This window comes from Amycolatopsis albispora (assembly GCF_003312875.1).
GTDB classification, from domain to species: domain Bacteria; phylum Actinomycetota; class Actinomycetes; order Mycobacteriales; family Pseudonocardiaceae; genus Amycolatopsis; species Amycolatopsis albispora.
On the sequence record NZ_CP015163.1, the window covers coordinates 3305400 to 3321811 of the forward strand.

23 protein-coding genes are annotated in these 16412 nt (G+C 70.3%); 13 read left to right on the forward strand and 10 right to left on the reverse strand.

The genetic code is table 11. The features are described from left to right. Positions 1-29: 29 nt before the first annotated feature. A complete protein-coding gene (locus A4R43_RS15310; RefSeq protein ID WP_113692940.1) occupies positions 30-905 on the forward strand; it encodes a LysR family transcriptional regulator in 876 nt (291 codons plus the stop codon). On the opposite strand, the gene A4R43_RS15315 is transcribed toward A4R43_RS15310, so the two are convergent. Next, a complete protein-coding gene (locus A4R43_RS15315; protein ID WP_113692941.1) occupies positions 886-1494 on the reverse strand; it encodes a TetR/AcrR family transcriptional regulator in 609 nt (202 codons plus the stop codon). The genes A4R43_RS15310 and A4R43_RS15315 overlap by 20 nt on opposite strands. 91 nt (positions 1495-1585) lie before the next feature. Here A4R43_RS15315 and A4R43_RS15320 point away from each other — a divergent pair, with 91 nt between their 5' ends. Then, on the forward strand, positions 1586-2314 hold the full coding sequence (locus A4R43_RS15320; protein WP_113692942.1) for an SDR family NAD(P)-dependent oxidoreductase: 729 nt from the start codon (positions 1586-1588) through the stop codon (positions 2312-2314). Position 2315: 1 nt separating this feature from the next. On the opposite strand, the gene A4R43_RS15325 is transcribed toward A4R43_RS15320, so the two are convergent. From A4R43_RS15325 to A4R43_RS15335, 3 genes are all read right to left on the reverse strand, one after another. Next, positions 2316-2753, reverse strand: a complete 438-nt coding sequence (locus tag A4R43_RS15325; protein ID WP_113692943.1) for a response regulator — start codon at positions 2751-2753, stop codon at positions 2316-2318. Beyond that, positions 2750-4240, reverse strand: coding sequence for a sensor histidine kinase (locus A4R43_RS15330; protein WP_113697618.1), 1491 nt, complete (start codon positions 4238-4240; stop codon positions 2750-2752). Before A4R43_RS15330 ends, A4R43_RS15325 begins: the two co-directional genes overlap by 4 nt. A gap of 80 nt (positions 4241-4320) precedes the next feature. Continuing rightward, a complete protein-coding gene (locus tag A4R43_RS15335) occupies positions 4321-5538 on the reverse strand; it encodes a PP2C family protein-serine/threonine phosphatase (protein WP_113692944.1) in 1218 nt (405 codons plus the stop codon). 204 nt (positions 5539-5742) lie between these two features. On the opposite strand from A4R43_RS15335, the gene A4R43_RS15340 reads away from it, so the two are divergent. The 7 genes from A4R43_RS15340 to A4R43_RS15365 all read left to right on the forward strand — a co-directional run bounded on the left by A4R43_RS15340 (position 5743) and on the right by A4R43_RS15365 (position 9755). Beyond that, positions 5743-6195 carry an ATP-binding protein gene (locus A4R43_RS15340; RefSeq protein WP_236809027.1) on the forward strand — a complete coding sequence of 151 codons (453 nt, stop codon included), beginning with the start codon at positions 5743-5745 and terminating at the stop codon, positions 6193-6195. A 118-nt stretch (positions 6196-6313) separates the two neighbouring features. Further along, positions 6314-6769 carry an Asp23/Gls24 family envelope stress response protein gene (locus A4R43_RS15345; RefSeq protein WP_113692945.1) on the forward strand — a complete coding sequence of 152 codons (456 nt, stop codon included), beginning with the start codon at positions 6314-6316 and terminating at the stop codon, positions 6767-6769. Between the two features lie 14 nt (positions 6770-6783). Beyond that, a complete protein-coding gene (locus A4R43_RS43295) occupies positions 6784-6960 on the forward strand; it encodes a hypothetical protein (protein ID WP_205215344.1) in 177 nt (58 codons plus the stop codon). Positions 6961-6964: 4 nt separating this feature from the next. Further along, on the forward strand, positions 6965-7297 hold the full coding sequence (locus A4R43_RS15350) for an Asp23/Gls24 family envelope stress response protein (RefSeq protein WP_113692946.1): 333 nt from the start codon (positions 6965-6967) through the stop codon (positions 7295-7297). Further along, positions 7294-7803 (forward strand): DUF6286 domain-containing protein, encoded by a 510-nt coding sequence (locus A4R43_RS15355; RefSeq protein WP_113692947.1) that lies wholly within the window; start codon positions 7294-7296, stop codon positions 7801-7803. The genes A4R43_RS15350 and A4R43_RS15355 overlap by 4 nt, the downstream gene beginning before the upstream one ends. A gap of 21 nt (positions 7804-7824) precedes the next feature. After that, a complete protein-coding gene (locus tag A4R43_RS15360; RefSeq protein ID WP_113692948.1) occupies positions 7825-8397 on the forward strand; it encodes an alkaline shock response membrane anchor protein AmaP in 573 nt (190 codons plus the stop codon). Between the two features lie 53 nt (positions 8398-8450). Continuing rightward, positions 8451-9755 (forward strand): cytochrome P450, encoded by a 1305-nt coding sequence (locus A4R43_RS15365; RefSeq protein WP_113692949.1) that lies wholly within the window; start codon positions 8451-8453, stop codon positions 9753-9755. 260 nt (positions 9756-10015) lie between these two features. Here the strand turns inward: A4R43_RS15365 and A4R43_RS42750 are convergent, their stop codons facing one another. Next, on the reverse strand, positions 10016-10153 hold the full coding sequence (locus A4R43_RS42750) for a hypothetical protein (RefSeq protein ID WP_162788480.1): 138 nt from the start codon (positions 10151-10153) through the stop codon (positions 10016-10018). Positions 10154-10388: 235 nt separating this feature from the next. On the opposite strand from A4R43_RS42750, the gene A4R43_RS15370 reads away from it, so the two are divergent. Then, a complete protein-coding gene (locus tag A4R43_RS15370) occupies positions 10389-10709 on the forward strand; it encodes a hypothetical protein (RefSeq protein WP_113692950.1) in 321 nt (106 codons plus the stop codon). A gap of 6 nt (positions 10710-10715) precedes the next feature. Here the strand turns inward: A4R43_RS15370 and A4R43_RS15375 are convergent, their stop codons facing one another. Together A4R43_RS15375 and A4R43_RS15380 are read right to left on the reverse strand one after the other, a co-directional pair. Beyond that, the gene (locus A4R43_RS15375; RefSeq protein WP_113697620.1) at positions 10716-11078 is read right to left on the reverse strand and encodes an RNA-binding S4 domain-containing protein; all 363 of its coding nucleotides are present in this window, start codon (positions 11076-11078) and stop codon (positions 10716-10718) included. 30 nt (positions 11079-11108) lie between these two features. Further along, on the reverse strand, positions 11109-11549 hold the full coding sequence (locus tag A4R43_RS15380; RefSeq protein WP_113692951.1) for a hypothetical protein: 441 nt from the start codon (positions 11547-11549) through the stop codon (positions 11109-11111). A gap of 95 nt (positions 11550-11644) precedes the next feature. Here A4R43_RS15380 and A4R43_RS15385 point away from each other — a divergent pair, with 95 nt between their 5' ends. Beyond that, positions 11645-12124 (forward strand): cupin domain-containing protein, encoded by a 480-nt coding sequence (locus tag A4R43_RS15385; RefSeq protein ID WP_205215345.1) that lies wholly within the window; start codon positions 11645-11647, stop codon positions 12122-12124. A 183-nt stretch (positions 12125-12307) separates the two neighbouring features. Beyond that, complete coding sequence (locus tag A4R43_RS43300) at positions 12308-12463, forward strand: DUF6131 family protein (RefSeq protein WP_205215346.1); 156 nt, start codon at positions 12308-12310, stop codon at positions 12461-12463. 62 nt (positions 12464-12525) lie between these two features. On the opposite strand, the gene A4R43_RS15390 is transcribed toward A4R43_RS43300, so the two are convergent. Next, on the reverse strand, positions 12526-12837 hold the full coding sequence (locus A4R43_RS15390) for a hypothetical protein (RefSeq protein ID WP_113692952.1): 312 nt from the start codon (positions 12835-12837) through the stop codon (positions 12526-12528). A gap of 92 nt (positions 12838-12929) precedes the next feature. After that, entirely contained in the window at positions 12930-13799 is an 870-nt protein-coding gene (locus A4R43_RS15395; RefSeq protein ID WP_113692953.1) for a TIGR03564 family F420-dependent LLM class oxidoreductase, read from the reverse strand. A gap of 154 nt (positions 13800-13953) precedes the next feature. On the opposite strand from A4R43_RS15395, the gene A4R43_RS15400 reads away from it, so the two are divergent. Further along, the gene (locus A4R43_RS15400; protein ID WP_113692954.1) at positions 13954-15501 is read left to right on the forward strand and encodes a recombinase family protein; all 1548 of its coding nucleotides are present in this window, start codon (positions 13954-13956) and stop codon (positions 15499-15501) included. 94 nt (positions 15502-15595) lie between these two features. Here the strand turns inward: A4R43_RS15400 and A4R43_RS42755 are convergent, their stop codons facing one another. Next, entirely contained in the window at positions 15596-16321 is a 726-nt protein-coding gene (locus tag A4R43_RS42755; RefSeq protein WP_162788481.1) for a hypothetical protein, read from the reverse strand. Positions 16322-16412 lie beyond the last annotated feature (91 nt).

Consider the following 16412-nt stretch of genomic DNA (forward strand, 5'->3'; position numbering starts at 1 on the left):
CCACAATGATCGTGCTGCACGATTGATTCGTGGAACTCCAGCACCTGCGGTACGTGCTCGCCGTCGCCGAAACGAACAGCTTCACCCGCGGCGCCGAGCGCTGCTTTGTCGCGCAGTCCGCGCTCAGCCACCAGATCGCCCGCCTGGAACGGGAACTGGGCGCGAAGCTGTTCGAGCGCACGAGCCGCCGGGTGCGGCTGACCGCCGCCGGGGAGGCGTTCCTGCCCGCGGCACGGCAGTGCCTCGACGCCGCCGAGCGCGCCGTCGCCGAAGTCGCGGCGGCGGTCGGCGAGGTGCGCGGCAGGCTCACCGTCGGCGCCATCCCGACCGTGGCCGCGGTGGACATTCCGGTGGCACTACGCGAATTCCACCGCCGGTACCCGCTGGTGCGCGTCGGGCTGCGATCCGGCGCCAGCGAGGAACTGGTCGACGCGGTGAAGCAGGGCAGCCTCGAAGTCGCCTTCCTCGGGCTGCCGACCACCGCGCGGCCGCACGGGGTCAACGCCCGCGAACTGGCCCGCGACCACCTCGTCGCGGTGACCGCACCGGACCACCCGCTGGCCGAACTGTCGCAAGTGGACCTCCGGCGGCTGACCGAAGAGACCTTTGTGGACTTCCCGGCCGGGACGGCTGGCCGGGCGCAGTCCGACGAAGCCTTCGCGGCGGCGGGTCTCGACCGCGAGGTGGCCTTCGAGGTGACCACCGCGGATTTCATGGCCAAGCTCATCCGGCAGGGCCTCGGCGTGGCGATGCTCCCGTCGGCCTACACACCGCAGCTCACCGGCGTCGCGACCATCCCGGTGCTCGGCGCGCCCGGCCGCGTCGAATACCTGGTGTGGAGCCGGGCGGGGCTGAGCCCGGCCGCGACCGCCTTCCTGGACGCGCTCAGCAGCCACCCTGGATGATCCCGGCGAGCTGTTCCGGCCGCAGCGGCGGCTCGGGCAGCGGATGCGCGGCTCCGGCACGCAGGCCGTCGCAGATCATCGCCAGGTGCCGCCGCCACAGCTGGGGGCTGACCGCCGCGGTGGCCTCGATGGTCCTGGTGATCGACCAGACGACCAGCGCCAGGTCCTCGGTGGTGAAGTCCTCGCGCAGCACGCCTTCCCGCCGCGCGCGGGCGATCAGCTCGCACATCAGCTCGTAGCCGCGCCGCTGGTCCTCCCCCGGCTGCGGCAGCCCGCGCTCGGCCAGCTCGTTGAACCCGCGATCCGCCGCCTGCAACAGGCAGAGCTGCTCCAGGAAGTGGGTGAACCCGGCCCACGCGTCGGGCATGGACAGGGCGTGCTCCGCGGTCAGCACCACCGTCTGGGCCCGGTCGGCGAACACCGCCGCGCACAGGTCCGTCCTGGTCGGGAACCGGTTGTACAGCGTGCCGATGCTGACCCCGGCCCGGCGCGCGACCTCCTCCAGCGCCACGTTCAGCCCGCGCTCGGCGAAGAGCGCGCGAGCCGACTCGATGAGCTTCTCGCGGTTGAGCTGGGCGTCCCGGCGCATGCGCCCAGCCTAGCAAGTTGACGGCGGCCTCAAGTTAGCGGTAGCGTCGAAATAAGTTGAGGACGACCTCAACATGGACGATGGAGAGAACATGACGGATTCGTCAGGCAAGGTGCTGGTGGTGCTCGGTGCGGGACCGGGGCTCGGCATGTCGATGGCCCATCGGTTCGGCAAGGAAGGCTTCCGGGTGGCGCTCGTCTCCCGGACCGATCGACGGCACGCGGACTACCGCGCGAGCCTCGCGGCGGCGGGGATCGAATCACGCACCTACACCGCCGACGTCACCGACGCGACGGAACTCAAGCGGGTGCTCGGCGAGATCACCGCCGACCTCGGCGGGTTCGACACCGTCTACTTCGGACCGGTGAGCCCGGACACGCTGTCGGTCATCCCGCTCACCGAAGCCGGCGCGCAGGACCTGATGGCGCCGATGCAGCACCTGCTCACCGCACCGGCCACGCTGGCCAGGGAGGTGGTGCCGGAGATGGTGGCACGCGGCGACGGCGCGCTGTTCTTCGGCGGCGGGCTCAGCGGCAAGATCCCCATGCCGTTGCTGGGCAACCTGGTGCCCGCCGCGGCCGCGCTGCGCATGTACGTGCTCACCCTCGCCGAGGCGCTGAAGGACACCGGCGTCTACGCGGCCACGCTCACCATAGGCGGGCTGATCGAGCGCGGCGACATCCACCGCGCCTTCGCGGCACGGGAGGACTTCGCGGAGGGCGTCGGCACGCTCAACCCCGACGACATCGCCGACACCGCGTGGACGATGTACGTCGAGCGCGAGCGCACCGAAGCCGAATTCAACGCGCTCGCGGCCTGAGTCACTTCGGCAGTTTCACCACGGTGACGAAGAAGTCGTCGATCTGGCGGACTACCTCGACGAACCGCTCGAAGTCGACCGGCTTGGTGACGTAGGCGTTGGCGTGCAGGTCGTAGCTGCGCAGGATGTCCTCCTCGGCCTCGGAGGTGGTCAGCACCACCACCGGGATGCTGCGCAGCTCCGGCTCCGCCTTGATCTCGGCGAGCACCTCGCGGCCGTCCTTCTTCGGCAGGTTGAGGTCCAGCAGGATCAGCCCCGGCCGCGGCGCGTCGGGATAGGCGCCGTCGCGGCGCAGGAACTCCAGCGCTTCGACACCGTCGCTGACCACGTGCAGCGAGTTGCGGATCTTGTGGTGCTCGAACGCCTCCTGCGTCATCAGCACGTCACCGGGGTCGTCCTCGACCAGCAGGATGTCGATCGGGGCCAGTGAATCGCTCACGGGGACTCGCTTTCTGTGCGTTCGGCCCGGCTGGTCCCGGGATGGACGGGCAGGGTGAAGCGGAACCGGGTGTGCCCGGCCGGCGGATCGGTGTCGAGCCAGATGCGGCCGCCGTGGTACTCCACGATCTTGCGGCACATCGCCAGCCCGATGCCGGTGCCCGGGTACGCGCTCTTCGGGTGCAGCCGCTGGAAGATCGCGAAGATGCGGTCGGCGTACTCGGGTTCGATGCCGATCCCGTTGTCGGTGACCGAGAAGACCCAGTCGTCGCCGTCCCGCTCCGCCTCGATGCGGACCTCCGGCGGGTCTTCGCCGCGGAACTTCAGCGCGTTGCTCAGCAGGTTCTGGAACACGCCGGTGAGCAGGCTGGTTTCGCCGTGCACCACCGGTAGTTCGCCGTGGGTGATGGTGGCGCCGGTCTCCTCGACCACCGCCTCCACGTTGCGCATCGCCTGGCCGACCAGCTTCGCGGTGTCCACTTCGGCCATCTCGCCGGTTTTGCGGCCCACCCGGGAAAACGCCAGCAGGTCGTTGATCAGCGCCTGCATCCGGCGGGCACCGTCCACCGCGAAGTCGATGTACTGGTCACCGCGTTCGTCGAGCTGCCCCTGGTACCGGCGTTGCAGCAGCTGGCAGAAGCTGGCCACCTTGCGCAGCGGCTCCTGCAGGTCGTGCGAGGCGACGTAGGCGAACTGCTCGAGGTCCGAATTGGACCGCTGCAGCTCGTCCTGCGCGCGCTTGAGCTCCGCCAGTTCGGCGACGATCCGGCGGCGCATGTCCTCCACGTCGGCGCCCAGCTCGACCAGCTCCCGCGGGCCGTTGGCGCTCACCTCGCGGTTCAGGTCGTCGTCGGTGACCGCCCTGACCTCGCTGGCCAGCTTCTGCAGCGGCCGGGCGATGGCCCGCCGGAAGCCGAGGTAGAGCGCGCCGAACAGGACGATCAGCAGCACCGCCACCACCACGAGCATCCACTGCAGGAAGCTCGCCGACGCGTCCAGCCCGTCGCGTGCGTCGGCCCGCGCGTCGGCGTAGTGCGCGCGCTGGACGTCGAGCACCTCGCGGACGCCGTCGAAGTAGGCCTTGCTCTGCTCCACCTGCGCCACGCCGACCGGCGGCGCGCCGGGCGCGGTCCAGCGGTCGGCCAGCCGCTGCCACTCCCCCGCCCGCGCCAGCACGGCGTCGAGATCCGCACCTGGCACCGTGCCCGGTTGCGCCCCGGCGTCACGCAGCTGCCCCACCGCACGCGCCTGCTCGGCCAGGCCCTGGGGATAGGGCGCGAGGAAGCGCCGGTCGCCGGTGAGCAGGTAGCCCCGGACGCCGGTCTCCTGGTTCAGCAGCGCCGAGGTCAGCGTCTGCGCGCCGATCAGCCCGGGATCGATCTCGTCGACCAGGCGCGCGCGGGAGCTTTCGAGGTTTTCCAGCGCCACCACCCCGGCCACGATCACCCCGGCGAGCAGCGCCACGGTGATCGTGGCCAGCAGCGTCATCCAGCGGCGGATCGGCCAGCCGGTGGCCGCGCGTTCGCGCTGCTGGGCCGGGGTCTCGGCGGTACTGGTCACGGCACTGGTCACGACGCCTCCCGGTGGCCGAGCAGGACCACCGCCACGTCGTCGTCGAGCGGGCCGCCGTTGCGGTGCTCGACCTCGGCGATCAGGGCGTCGAGCACCTCGCCGGGTGCCTCCCGCCAGTCCGGCCGGTCGGCGAGCAGCGCCAGGAACAGCTCGGTCATGTTCTCCTGGCCGAGCAGCTCGCTGCCCTGCCCGCTGCGGCCCTCGAAGATGCCGTCGGTGCACAGCAGCAGGTCCCAGCCCGGTTCGAGGTCGATCTCGGCCGGGGCCCAGCCGGCGTCGGGCAGCACGCCCAGCGGCACGCCGAGGCGGTCCACCGGCAGCAGCCGCGTGCCGGTGCCGGTGAGCAGCAGGGGCGGCGGGTGCCCGGCCAGCCGCATCCGCAGCGAGCGGCGGTCCGGGGCCACCGAGACCACGCACGCGGTGGCGAAGTGGTTGTGGATCCGCTCGTGCGTGAGCACCTGCTGCACGGTGGCCAGCACCTGGTCCTGCGGCAGACCGGCGAGCACCAGCGACCGCCAGGCGATGCGCAGCGCGACACCCAGCGCCGCCTCGTCGGGGCCGTGACCGGAGACGTCGCCGATGATCACGTGCAGGGTGCCGTCGGCCGTTTCGACGGCGTCGTAGAAGTCGCCGCCGAGCAGCGCGCCGTCGCGGCCCGGCCGGTAGCGCGAGACCAGCGACAGCTCCTCCGACGCCAGCAGCGGGGTCGGCAGCAGGCCGCGTTCCAGCCGGGTGTACTCGCTGGCCAGCAGCTGCTGCTCGCGCAGCGACCGCTCGACCTGCTCGGCCCGCTTGCGCTCCCAGGCGTACCGCAGCGCCTTGCTCAGCAGCGGGCCGTCGACCTGGCTCTTGACCAGGTAGTCCTGGGCGCCGGCGGCGACCGCGGCCTGGCCGGTGCGCTCGTCGGCGCGGCCGGTGAGCACCACCACCGCGGTGCCCGGCGCGGCCCGGCGCAGCCTGGCCACCGAATCGAGGCCCATCGCGTCGGGCAGCGCGAGGTCGAGCAGCACGCAGTCGGCGCGGATGGGCGCGGACAGCGCCTCGGCGAGCGTGCCGACCCGCCGCAGCGTGGTCGGCTCGAGCGCGTCGGAGAGCATCTCCTCGACCAGCAGCGCGTCCCCGTCGTCGTCCTCGACCAGCAACACGTGCAAGCGATACCCCGCCGACAGCCGCGGGAGTGGACCTGCCTTTTCAGGCGAGTGAGCCGGGCCCATCCACCCTCCGAATCCGCCAAATCCACCCGTTGCCACCAACGCACGGCTCGTACCCGCACGGCCGTCTGAGGAAGGCTACACACCACCCCGCCGCGACCCGCGCAAGCTCGCCACCGCGTGCCGTCCGCGGACCCGCCGCGGCGGGGAGGTTTAGGCTGGGGTATCCAGACATCGGTTCGTTCGATCGGAGGAAGGGCCGCGACCGTGGTGGACCAGGATCCGGGCGAGCACGCACTGGATCTCTCCGGCGACCCCGCCGAACTCGTCCGCGTCCGGCGCTGGGCCCGTACCGTGCTGGCCGGACTCGAGCCCGCCCTGCTCGGCGACGTCGTCGGCGCGCTCGACGAACTGGCTTCCAACGCGATCCGGCACGGCTCTGCACCCCGCCGCGTGCTCCTGCGGCGGTCTCCGGAACTGCTGCGGATCGAGGTCAGCGACAGCTCGCCCGCCCCCGCCGCGTACCGGGCGCCGGGCAACGACGGCGGCCGCGGGCTGCGCATGGTCGACGCCTACGCCACCTCCTGGGGGCAGGCCGCCCATGAAGGCGGGAAGACGGTCTGGGCCGAGGTCACCCTCTCCCCGGTGGACGCGGTCGTGCTGAAAACCGACGTGACCGGCCGCGAAGTGGCAGGCGGCGAAGCGGTCACCCCCGGCTGATCGTCCCGTCGTCCGATGTAGACAGTCCTGGCCGCCGTGACCGGCGCCACAGAATCCACCCGTGACGTTTCCCCGCTCCTCGTGTCCTTCCACCGACGCCACCAACGAGGAGGACAAGATGGCTCAGCAGCAGGAGAAGCCGGCCCAGGAAGTCACCAAGCGGGCGGACAGCGCGCTGGTCACCAGCGAGGGCATCACCACGATCGCCGACACCGTGGTGCGGAAGGTGGCCGGGCTGGCCGCGAACGAGATCTCCGGGGTGCACGCGCTCGGCGGCGGCGCGGCGCGGGCGTTCAACGCCCTGCGCGAGCGCATCCCCGGCGCCACCGCGAGCGCCGGGCAGGGCGTCTCGGTGGAGGTCGGCGAGCGGCAGGCCGCGGTGGACCTGCAGCTCGAGGTCGAGTACGGGGTGGCCATCGCGGACCTGTCCCGTGCCGTGCGCCGGAACGTGATCACCGCCGTGGAGCGGATGACCGGGCTGGAGGTCGTCGAGGTCAACATCACCGTGGCCGACGTGCACCTGCCCGACGAGGACGAAGGTGACGAGGTCGCCGACACCGGCCGCGTCCGCTGAGCGGGGAGCAGACCATGAACGCCACTCGAATCGGCCTGCTCACCGGACTGGCGCTCGGCCTCGCGGCCGCGTTCGGCGGGTTCGGCGCCTTCCTGATCGTGCTCGTCCTGGGCGGGCTCGGCCTGCTCGTCGGCCGGTTCCTGGACGGCGAGCTGGACCTGTCCCAGCTGACCGGCCGCGACCGGGGGTGAGCACATGTCCGAACGCGGCACCCTCACCATCGAAGACCGGGTGATCGAGCGCATCGCCACGCGAGCGGTCACCGAACTGGACGGCCTCGGCGGCACCACGCGGCTGTTCGGGGACGACCAGGCCGCGAAGGTCAGCGCGCGGGTGACCGGGGAGACGGCGGCGCTGGACGTCCGGTTGTCCGTCGAATACCCGCTCTCGGTGGCGAGCACCACCGAGAGCGCCCGGCGGCACCTGCGGCAGCGCGTCGGCGAACTGGCCGGGCTGACGGTTTCGCGCGTGGACATCACGGTCACCGCGCTGCGGCCGCGTGCCGCGGAAACGCGGAGGGTCCGGTGAAGCGCCGGCCCCGCCGCAGCACCCCGGCCACGCTGACCGCGCTGGTGCTGCTGGGCGGGTGCACCGTGGTCGCGGTGGCCGCCATCCAGTTGATCCTCGGGCAACGGCCGTGGCTCGACTACGGCGTGCTGCACCGCATCCACTGGAACGAACTGCCGGTCGCCGTCAGCGGCGGCGTGTTGGTCCTGTCAGGACTGACGTTGGTGCTCGCCGCGGTCCTGCCCGGCAGGCTGACCATCCTGCCGTTGCGCGGCGAGACCGATTCCGGGGCCTCGCGGCGCAGCTACCGGTCCACCCTGCGGTCGGCGGCCGCGGGCGTGGATGGTGTGTCCCGCGCGAAACTCACCCTGCGACGGCGCCGGGTCGCCGCGAAGGTGCGCACCGAACGCACCAATCCCACCGGCCTGGCCGAGGCCGTGCGCGCGGCGATCGAGCAGCGCGTCGCCCAGATCGACCCGGCCGTCCAGCCGCGAATCTCCGTCAAAGTCGCCAGGCGCTCGAACTAGCCGCAGTCCCAGGAGGCCGCGATGACCGCACTCAACCGTCCAGCGCGCCTGAACCGCAGCCTGCTCGGCGTGGTCGGCCTGGTCCTGCTCGCCGCCGGCGGGTTCGCGCTGGGCACCTACTCCGGCAGGCTCACCCTGCTCGACCGAACCGGCTCGCTGGTGCCGGGTACCGCGGCGCCGCCGACCTGGGCGCTCTACGCCGCCACGGCGGCCGCGATCGTGGCCGGGCTGCTGGCCTTGCGCTGGCTGCTGGCCCAGCTGACGCGAAAGCCGAAAACCCACACCTGGCGGCTCGACACCGATCCCGCGGCGGGCCGCACCGAACTCGCCGCCGGGACGGCGGTCGCACCCTTCGTGGACGAGGTCGGCGGCTATCCCGGCGTGGATTCCGCGTCAGCCACCCTGGCCGGGCCGCGGACCGCCCCGGCGCTCGCCGTGACCTTGCGCGTCCACCAGGACGGCGACCTCACCGCCATCCGGCAGCGCCTGGACACCGAGGGCCTGCCGCGCCTGCGCCAGGCACTGGACCTGACCACCCTGCCCGTCACCCTGGAATTCCGCTTCACCAGCACCCCGTCCGCCCGCATCCGCTGACTTCCCGCGCTTGACCAGCGGCTCGCTCCTTTCCTACCGTGGGTAAGGTGGCGATGACCGCGGAAACCAGGATCAAGCCGGTCGTGCGCTGGAGCCTGGGTCACGCGCTCCCCCGCACCGCGTTGCGTGCCGCCGCCCGTCGCGGCGATCTGCAGGCCCGGCTCTTCGTCTCGGCCAGCTCGGCGACCACGGCCGAGCTGGCGCCCGTGTTCGACGGCATCCGCGCCCACGGGCCGTTGTTCAAGTCCCAGTTCGTCTACGCCACCGCGTCGCACGCCACGGTCAAGGAAGTGCTCACCGGCAACAACTTCCGCAGCGGCGTCGGCGTGGCGGGCGGCGGCCTGCTGGCGCGGCTGACCGAATGGTCCGCCAGCGACCTGCTGCACCCGATGGCCCCGCCGTCCCTGCTGGCCACCGAACCACCCGACCACACGCGGTACCGCAAGCTGGTGACCAGGGTGTTCACCGTGCGCGCGGTGGAGAACCTGCGCGCCCGCACCGAGCAGGTCGCCCACGAACTGCTCGACCAGCTGGATCCGGCGGGCCCGGTCGACCTGGCGAGCACCTACTGCGGCCTGCTCCCGGTCACCGTGATCGCCGAAATCCTCGGTGTGCCACCGCACGAGCGTCAGCACATGCTCGAACTGGGCTCCGCCGCCGCGCCCAGCCTCGACATGGGCCTGCCGTGGCGGCAGTTCCGCGCGGTGGAGGCCGCGCTCGAAGCGTTCGACAGCTGGCTCGCCCGCCACCTCGACCACCTGCGGGAGAACCCGGGCGACAACCTGCTCAGCAAGCTCATCGCCGCCCGCGAGGACGGCGTGGGGCTCACCGACGCCGAGCTCAGGGCCACGGCCGGCCTGGTGCTCGCCGCCGGGTTCGAGACCACGGTGAACCTGCTGGGCAACGGCATCGCGCTCCTGCACGACCACCCGGACCAGCTCGAAGCGCTCAAGGGCGAGCCGGACGCCTGGCCGAACGCGGTGGACGAGATCCTGCGGGTCGATCCGCCCGTGCTGCTCACCGCCCGGACCTGTGTGCGTGACACCGAAGTTTCCGGGACGCGGGTGCCCGAGGGAGCGGTGGTCACCACGATCCTCGCCGGGGCGAACCGCGATCCGGCCGTGTTCGACGATCCCGCGCGGTTCGACGTCGGCCGGGAGAACGCCCGCGAACACCTGTCGTTCTCGGCGGGCCGCCACTACTGCCTCGGCGCCGCGCTGGCACGCATGGAGGGCGAGGTCGGGCTGCGGGTGCTGTTCGACCGGTTCCCCGGACTGCGGCTCCTGCCCGGCGCGCGGCGGCGCGCCACCCGGATCCTGCGCGGGTACGAATACCTGCCCGCCCTGCCGCACAAGTGAAAAAGTCCCGCTTCGCCTGCAAGGATCGGGGGGCTCCGAGGCGAAGCGGGAGTTCTGGGCCGGCCCGGGGGTCGCCTCTCGGCGAGTGGCACGACGCGGCTCCAGCCGTACTGGTATTCCGCGAAGGCAAGGGGTGAGGCCCGGGGACTCCGCGCGGGCCGGCACCCAGTACAACGCTCCGGCCCCGCTGGTGTTCCGGCCGCGGACGTGACCTGTACCTCAGCGTGGTCGTTCGCCACGATCCGGTCACGCAGGGTGATTCAGGCGGACCTGGCCCGTCGCGCGCACTCGATGATGGCCACCGCCCGCTCGATGGACACCAGCTCCGGCATCGGCACGCTGTCGATCTCCGCACGCCATTGGACCAGCAGGCGGTCCACCACGCTCTCTGCCCACATCACACGCCTCGCCCTCGGTTGCTCCGGCTCGGTATTCGCCGGGACCGGGCGCGGTGTTATCAGGGTTTGCGCTGGTAGTGAGCACGGTCACCGTCCACGAAGGACAGCGGCGGCGAGCCGGGTTAACCCAGTTGAGCGGGGTCCATTCGCACCACGACGAGGCGCCTCCGCCGGGTTACGCTGTGCCCCGCCGGCAGTGTCGCTAATGGACACTCGACGGGAGTGGATGCCTGATATGACACCGCGGAACACCACGATGGTCTCGGCCAGGCTGGACCGGGAGATCAGCCACCGGCAGGCGGAGGAGCTGGCCAGGCGGATGCACGGCGCCGAGCTGATCGCCATCGCCGTGCGGGGCGACCTGCTCGGCGTCGCCAACCGCACCCGCTTCACGCCGTACCCCGCACTGGAGATCGCCGGCGAGGCCTTCGCCGACGGCCTGGCCGAAGCGGGTTACCAGATCCGTTCGTGGCGCTCGGTCGAATGGCTCTGCGGCGCCGAGACCCCGTTCCACCACCACACCCCCGACCTGGTCTGGCGCCCGCTCGCCGCCTGAAACCGCTCAGCGGCCGGCGCGGAACCGGTCGAGCACGCGGCGCTCACGTTTGGTGGGCCGCCCGGCACCGCGCTCACGCCGCGCGACCGGGATGGCGGCTTCCGGCGGCGGCGCCGGGGTGTGGTCGATGAAGCAGGTGGCGGCGTCCGCGGCCCCGACGCGCTTCTGGATCACCCGCACCACCTCGACCACGCGGGTCCGGTCGCCGACGCGGGCACGCACCTGGTCACCCGGTGACACCGTGGTGGCGGGCTTGGCGGGCTTGTCGTTCACCCGGACGTGCCCACCACGGCAGGCCGCGGCGGCATCCGGTCGGGTCTTGGTCAGCCGGACCGCCCACAGCCAGCGGTCCACTCGGGTGGACTCCACCACCCCATGATGCCCTACCGGCTGAGCCAGTCAGCCCGGTCGGCGCAGGACGTGCACTTCGGCGTTGTGCCCTTCGTCGACCGGGATGCGGAGCCGGACGTTGGCCCAGAAGATCGTCAGCTCGCCGTCGCGGCTGATGCCCCACGCGAGCGTGCAGTTGCTGAGCACCTTCCAGCTCTCCCGGCTGGGCGCGGTGCCCGGCGGGACCGGCGCGCGGCCGGTGCGCACCTCGACCCGCAACTGCGGCTGGGCGGCGGCGAACGGGCTGATCACCGCGTGCACCTCCCCCGGCAGGCTGCCGTTGCCGAGCGCGATCACCGCCAGCTCGTCGGCCACCAGCAGGGTGTCGATCACCGCCTCCCGGCCGTACGGCTCGACCAGCGCGCGGAGGGCGGTCCGGATCCCGGCCAGGTCGCTGCCGTCTTCGAGCAGGTGCGAGGACTGCAGCTCGGTCCCGTCCGGGATCGACATGAACGCCACCTCCGCCAGCGGATCAACGTCAGTGCCCGCGTTGTTACCCCGTTCAGCCGAAAGGCAAACCCCGGCAGGCTGCGCTTGGATGGGGCATGACCGAAGAGATCGTGCTGGGACCGCTGCCCAAGGGCATCACGCTCGCCGGTGAGGGCATGGGCAGCCGCGTCTGGAACGTGCTGGGACACCGGTACGCGATGAAGTCCGCCGCCGAGAGCAGCTTCGCGTTCGAAACCTTCGACCCGCCGGGCACCGGGGTGCCGCCGCACGTGCACCCCACCCAGGACGAGCACATCTATGTGCTCGAGGGCGTGTTCACCCTCTACCTGGACGGTGCATGGCTGACCGCCGGGCCAGGGGACACCGTGCGGATGCCGAAGAACCTGCCGCACGCCTACTACAACCGCGGTGAGGCGCCGTCACGCGGGCTGTTCTGGGTCAGCCCGGCGGGTCGGCTGGCGCAGCTGTTCGACCGGCTGCACGACCTGACCGACATGGCCGAGGCGGTCCGCGTCTCCGCGGAGCACGACGTGCACTTCCTGCCGCCTGGTGAGGTCGGCGACCCGCCCGGGTGACCGGCATCCGGCGGTCACGCTTAGCCCGTTCGGCAGAATTCGGTGAAAAACCCACCGGAAAATAAGGCTCGCCACGACGCCGAGTTCATTCGAACGGGTTTATCGACGCCGAGAACGGGATACCCGGGGTTTGCCCGCGCCACCACCGGGCGGCGCAGAAATCCCCACCTGGAGGCCAGTTAGATGATCGTTCTCGGCGTAATCCTGATTGTCATCGGAGTCATCGCCAGCATTCCCGTGCTTTACTCAATCGGTATCGCGCTGGCGATCATCGGCATTGTGCTCGCGGTACTCGGGCGGACGGGCACCAAGGTCGGTGGCCGCGCCCACTGGTTCTAAAAGCACCGGGTTTCTAAAAGCACTGGGTTCGCGGAAAGCGTTCCGCCGGCCCCGGCGCGCCTTCAGCTGCGCCGGGGCCGGAGCGCGTGCGCCGGCACCAGCTGGTCGGGCAGGTGCAACTGGTCGCGTCGGCCGTCGGCGTAGGAAACCTCGAAGTTCACCACGCCCAGCCAGTCCCCTTTCACCGTAGGGAACCAGCCGTGCAGCCTGCCCGGCACCTCGCCGGTCAGGTCGAGGCCGGTTTCCACCACGTGTTCCGGCGCACCGGGTGCGCGCGGGTACAACGCGTCCAGCCGCACCCACACCGGGGTGATCACCGGAACGCGGCCGTGCAGCTCGTCACCCCGCCAGCGGGTGTGCGGGCTGACGATCACGGCCGGTCGGGGGTCGTCGGCAGGTCCATACCCGGCAACATACGTCGCTCATCTGTTCGATGTCCACTGTGGTCTCTGCGACACCTCGGCCGCTACAGCGACACCCCGAGGTCGAGCGCGAGTTCCCGCTCTCGCGGGTCACCGGTCGCGTTGATGATCAAATCGGTCACCCCGGCGTCGGCGAACCGGCGCAGCCCCGCGGCCACCGCCTCCTCGTCCCCGGCGATCACCGTGTCGGCCGCGCCGGAAAGGCCGCCTCGGTCGAGCACCGCGCGGTAGGCGGGCAATTCGTTGATCATGGCGAATTCGCGGGCGAAGGTTTCGCGCACGCCGTCGGGATCGGTGGTCACCGAAACGGTCGCCATCACCACCACGCGCGACTTTTCCGCGAGCCGCGGCACCAGGTAGTCCGCGACGAGTTCGGGCCGCACCCACAGCGCGATGGTGCCGTCGGCCAGCTCACGGGCCACTTCCAGCATGCGCGGGCCGAGCGCGGAAACCAGCACCGGCGGCTCCGGCGCGCTGATCGCCAGCTGGGTGTCGACGGTGAAGAAGCGCCCGGTGTACTTGACGTGCTCACCCCGCAGCAGCGGGCGCAGCACCTCCAGGTATTCGCGGGTGTGACGCGCCGGCGCGTCGTAGGGCAGGCCGAGCTGGCCGGTCATCAGCGTTTCGTGGCTCGGGCCGATGCCGAGGGTGAACCGGCCGCCGGTGAGCGCCTGCGTGGTCAGCGCCTCGGTGGCGAGCACCACCGGGTGCCGGGGATAGGTCGGCACCACCGCGGTGGCGAGTTCCGGCGGGGCGTCCGGCAGCGCGGCCAGCACCGGGATGGGGTCCCAGCCGCCGGGGTGCTGGTTGGCCCACACGCTGTGGTAGCCGCGTGCCTTGATACCGGCGGCTTCCGCGATGAGGTCGGCGACGCCGCGCGCGCCGGAGGTGACGAGGTGTAATCCAGTCCGCATGCCTCCAGTCCAGCGCGAACCGGGCCGGTGAGCGAGACCCGGTTCGCCCGCGCAGCGATAAGATGTGGTGATCGTTCGGGAGGGCGGATGGAGTTGCGGGCGCTGCGGTACTTCGTCACCGTAGCGACGGCGGTTCTAGTGCACACTTGGAGTCATGGGACCTTCACAGCCACTCCGTGAGCAGGGTCGGACGCTGATCGAATACGACCCTGACCAGCTAGTTTGGATCCTGCAGGCCCGTGAGTCCAGGGTCACGCCGGGGCAGGACGCTCCTGGTGAGGGGCAGGTTGACTACCAACTCAGCGACCTGCGCAAGTTCGTCAAGGCCATCGGCGGAAGAGTGGACCGTGAGGTTCCGGAGCCTAACGTGTCCTCCTTCAAACGCCGCCGTGTGCTGCTGCCTGACGGCACCTACGGCTATCGGGTGGTCCGCCCTGATTGGGAGTCCATCCTGACCGCGTTGCGCCGTGGTGAGGCAAACGCCCTAGCTTCTGCGGATATCGACCGCGCTACCCGGGATCCTCGTATTCTGGAAGATCTCATCGATGCGGTTGAGTTATATGGCGTTTATGTCGTGAGTATGACCGGGAATATCAACCTCACTACCGATGAGGGAATCGACTCGGCGCGACGCCTGGTCAATCAGCGCAACTCGGAGTCCCGCAACACGTCCCGTCGTGTCATTAATGGGAAAAGGCGCGGCGCCTATGCGGGGAAAACGCACGGTGGCCCGAATCGGCCGTTTGGCTGGCGCAAGGACCGGATTACCGTGAACAAGCGTGAAGCGAAACATATCCGCGAAGCGGTGCCGCGTATCGTCGCAGGCTTGAGTCCGCTCACGCTGGCACGGGAATGGAACAAGCGTAAGATTCCCACGGTGACCGGGGTTGAATGGCGAGCGGCCACGGTCCGGAATATGTTCACGCGCCCTCGCATGTGCGGGAAAGTCATCTACCGGGGGGCGGTACTCACGGGAGAAGACGGCAAACCGGTACGCGGCCGCTGGGAGCCAATCCTGACTGATGACCAGTATGCGGCGGTGGTGCGCGCGTGGATTCCCGCAGAGGAACACGAAAAATCTCGGGTCGGCGGCAAGGGACGCGGTTATCGGACCATTCATCTGCTATCACCGTTCGTCCGCTGCGGGAAATGCAATTCCCGCATGATCGGTTCAAACAGGCGCGATCAGCGTTCCGGTGAACTGGTCGAAATCTATCGGTGCCCGTCAAAGGGCCAAGGCGGATGCGCTGGCGTGACCCGTAATGCCGCACCAGTGGACGCCTATGTTCGCGCGCTGGTGATCGCCGAGCAGCAGAAGATTCAATCACGGAAGCTGGAAAAGCTGCCACCTTGGCCGAAAGAGAAAGAACTCAGAGACCTGCAAGCCCGGATCCGGGAGTCCACGTTACGATACGAGGCAGGCGACTATTCGGCGGAACGCTACTTTCCCAGCCTGGCGCGCATGGAAGCCGCCGTAGCCACCTTAAAACGAGAGCAGCGCAAATACGCTGCAAAGCAAGATGCCCGCGACGCTGCGGTCGCGAACCTGGCAGAGGAATGGGAGAAGCCGAGTTTCACCATTGAATTGAAGCAGGCCGCCATTGCGCGGAGCTTGGAAGCCGTGATCATCGCTCCCGCCGGAAAGGGTGTGCGGTTCCATCCGGACCAGATCACGCCAGTATTCAAGGAAGAACGGCAATGAACCCAGAAAGCACGCATGTGAAACGGCGGCGGGGTGCCCACCCAAATATGGGTGAACGCCCCACCGCCGTTTATACTCCCGGTCTGCGCCCGCGTCACTCCGTTTCTTCAGGGCGCGTTATTTCTAGGCCGTAAATCGAGGCGACATCGCGTGCCCATTCCTGCGATCGCTGCGGAGCCTGCGCAAGTTGTTCCTCTGCCCATTCCTGCGGCGTCGGTATTGACCGGGTCGGGTCCGACTCGGCCGGGCGTGGTTCCGGGACAACCGGCGTGACCCTTTCCAGGCGTGGCGGGCGGGCACCGCGCGGCCGGTCGGTGCCGCGTTTGCCCGCCTGCGCGGGCCGGTTTCCCGCGCCGTGACGGCGTGGCCGGGGGATCAGCCGGGATTCTCCGGCGGCGAGGTCGAAGACGGCTTTCTGCCCGGCAAGGCGCCCGCGTCGGCGTGCGGCGGCTTCGGTGGCGACCACGATGGACACATCCAGGTACACATGCCCGGTATCAGGGTCGTGCCAGCCGCCCAGCACCCGGCGGGGGCGTTCCAGCGTGGCGGCCCTATCGGCCACGTAGGACGCCAGATCCATAGCCGTGACCGGGTGGTCGAGCACACGTTCACACTCGGGGTGCACCGATACCGCGTACCCGGTCCGCACGTCGGCGCCGGTGACCGGATCGACGGTGAACCCGCCGTCGGGCACCGACAGCGCGTCGGCCATCGCAGACAGCCGCTCACTAGGCAGCCGGAAACGGTCTTCAGAGCGCGCCTGCGGGCCGCAACCGGCCCGGGTGACACCTTGGGCGGGCGGGGTGGTGTTCTCGGTCATGACGAGCCTTTCAGGCAGGAATGGATTCGGGACGTTCCTGAACTCCGGAAAACACGGCCGTTTTGGACAGTGCGAATGCACACGATTTCCG

Excerpts from the sequence above, each read along its gene's own strand:
- A4R43_RS15315 (WP_113692941.1), bottom strand. The coding sequence starts at position 1,494 with ATGCGCCGGGACGCCCAGCTCAACCGCGAGAAGCTCATCGAGTCGGCT.
- A4R43_RS15320 (WP_113692942.1), top strand. The coding sequence starts at position 1,586 with ATGACGGATTCGTCAGGCAAGGTGCTGGTGGTGCTCGGTGCGGGACCG.
- A4R43_RS15330 (WP_113697618.1), bottom strand. The coding sequence starts at position 4,240 with ATGACGCTGCTGGCCACGATCACCGTGGCGCTGCTCGCCGGGGTGATC.
- A4R43_RS15335 (WP_113692944.1), bottom strand. The coding sequence starts at position 5,538 with ATGGGCCCGGCTCACTCGCCTGAAAAGGCAGGTCCACTCCCGCGGCTG.
- A4R43_RS15345 (WP_113692945.1), top strand. The coding sequence starts at position 6,314 with ATGGCTCAGCAGCAGGAGAAGCCGGCCCAGGAAGTCACCAAGCGGGCG.
- A4R43_RS43295 (WP_205215344.1), top strand. The coding sequence starts at position 6,784 with ATGAACGCCACTCGAATCGGCCTGCTCACCGGACTGGCGCTCGGCCTC.
- A4R43_RS15350 (WP_113692946.1), top strand. The coding sequence starts at position 6,965 with ATGTCCGAACGCGGCACCCTCACCATCGAAGACCGGGTGATCGAGCGC.
- A4R43_RS15360 (WP_113692948.1), top strand. The coding sequence starts at position 7,825 with ATGACCGCACTCAACCGTCCAGCGCGCCTGAACCGCAGCCTGCTCGGC.
- A4R43_RS15365 (WP_113692949.1), top strand. The coding sequence starts at position 8,451 with ATGACCGCGGAAACCAGGATCAAGCCGGTCGTGCGCTGGAGCCTGGGT.
- A4R43_RS42750 (WP_162788480.1), bottom strand. The coding sequence starts at position 10,153 with ATGTGGGCAGAGAGCGTGGTGGACCGCCTGCTGGTCCAATGGCGTGCG.
- A4R43_RS15370 (WP_113692950.1), top strand. The coding sequence starts at position 10,389 with ATGACACCGCGGAACACCACGATGGTCTCGGCCAGGCTGGACCGGGAG.
- A4R43_RS15380 (WP_113692951.1), bottom strand. The coding sequence starts at position 11,549 with ATGTCGATCCCGGACGGGACCGAGCTGCAGTCCTCGCACCTGCTCGAA.
- A4R43_RS15385 (WP_205215345.1), top strand. The coding sequence starts at position 11,645 with ATGACCGAAGAGATCGTGCTGGGACCGCTGCCCAAGGGCATCACGCTC.
- A4R43_RS43300 (WP_205215346.1), top strand. The coding sequence starts at position 12,308 with ATGATCGTTCTCGGCGTAATCCTGATTGTCATCGGAGTCATCGCCAGC.
- A4R43_RS15395 (WP_113692953.1), bottom strand. The coding sequence starts at position 13,799 with ATGCGGACTGGATTACACCTCGTCACCTCCGGCGCGCGCGGCGTCGCC.
- A4R43_RS15400 (WP_113692954.1), top strand. The coding sequence starts at position 13,954 with ATGGGACCTTCACAGCCACTCCGTGAGCAGGGTCGGACGCTGATCGAA.
- A4R43_RS42755 (WP_162788481.1), bottom strand. The coding sequence starts at position 16,321 with ATGACCGAGAACACCACCCCGCCCGCCCAAGGTGTCACCCGGGCCGGT.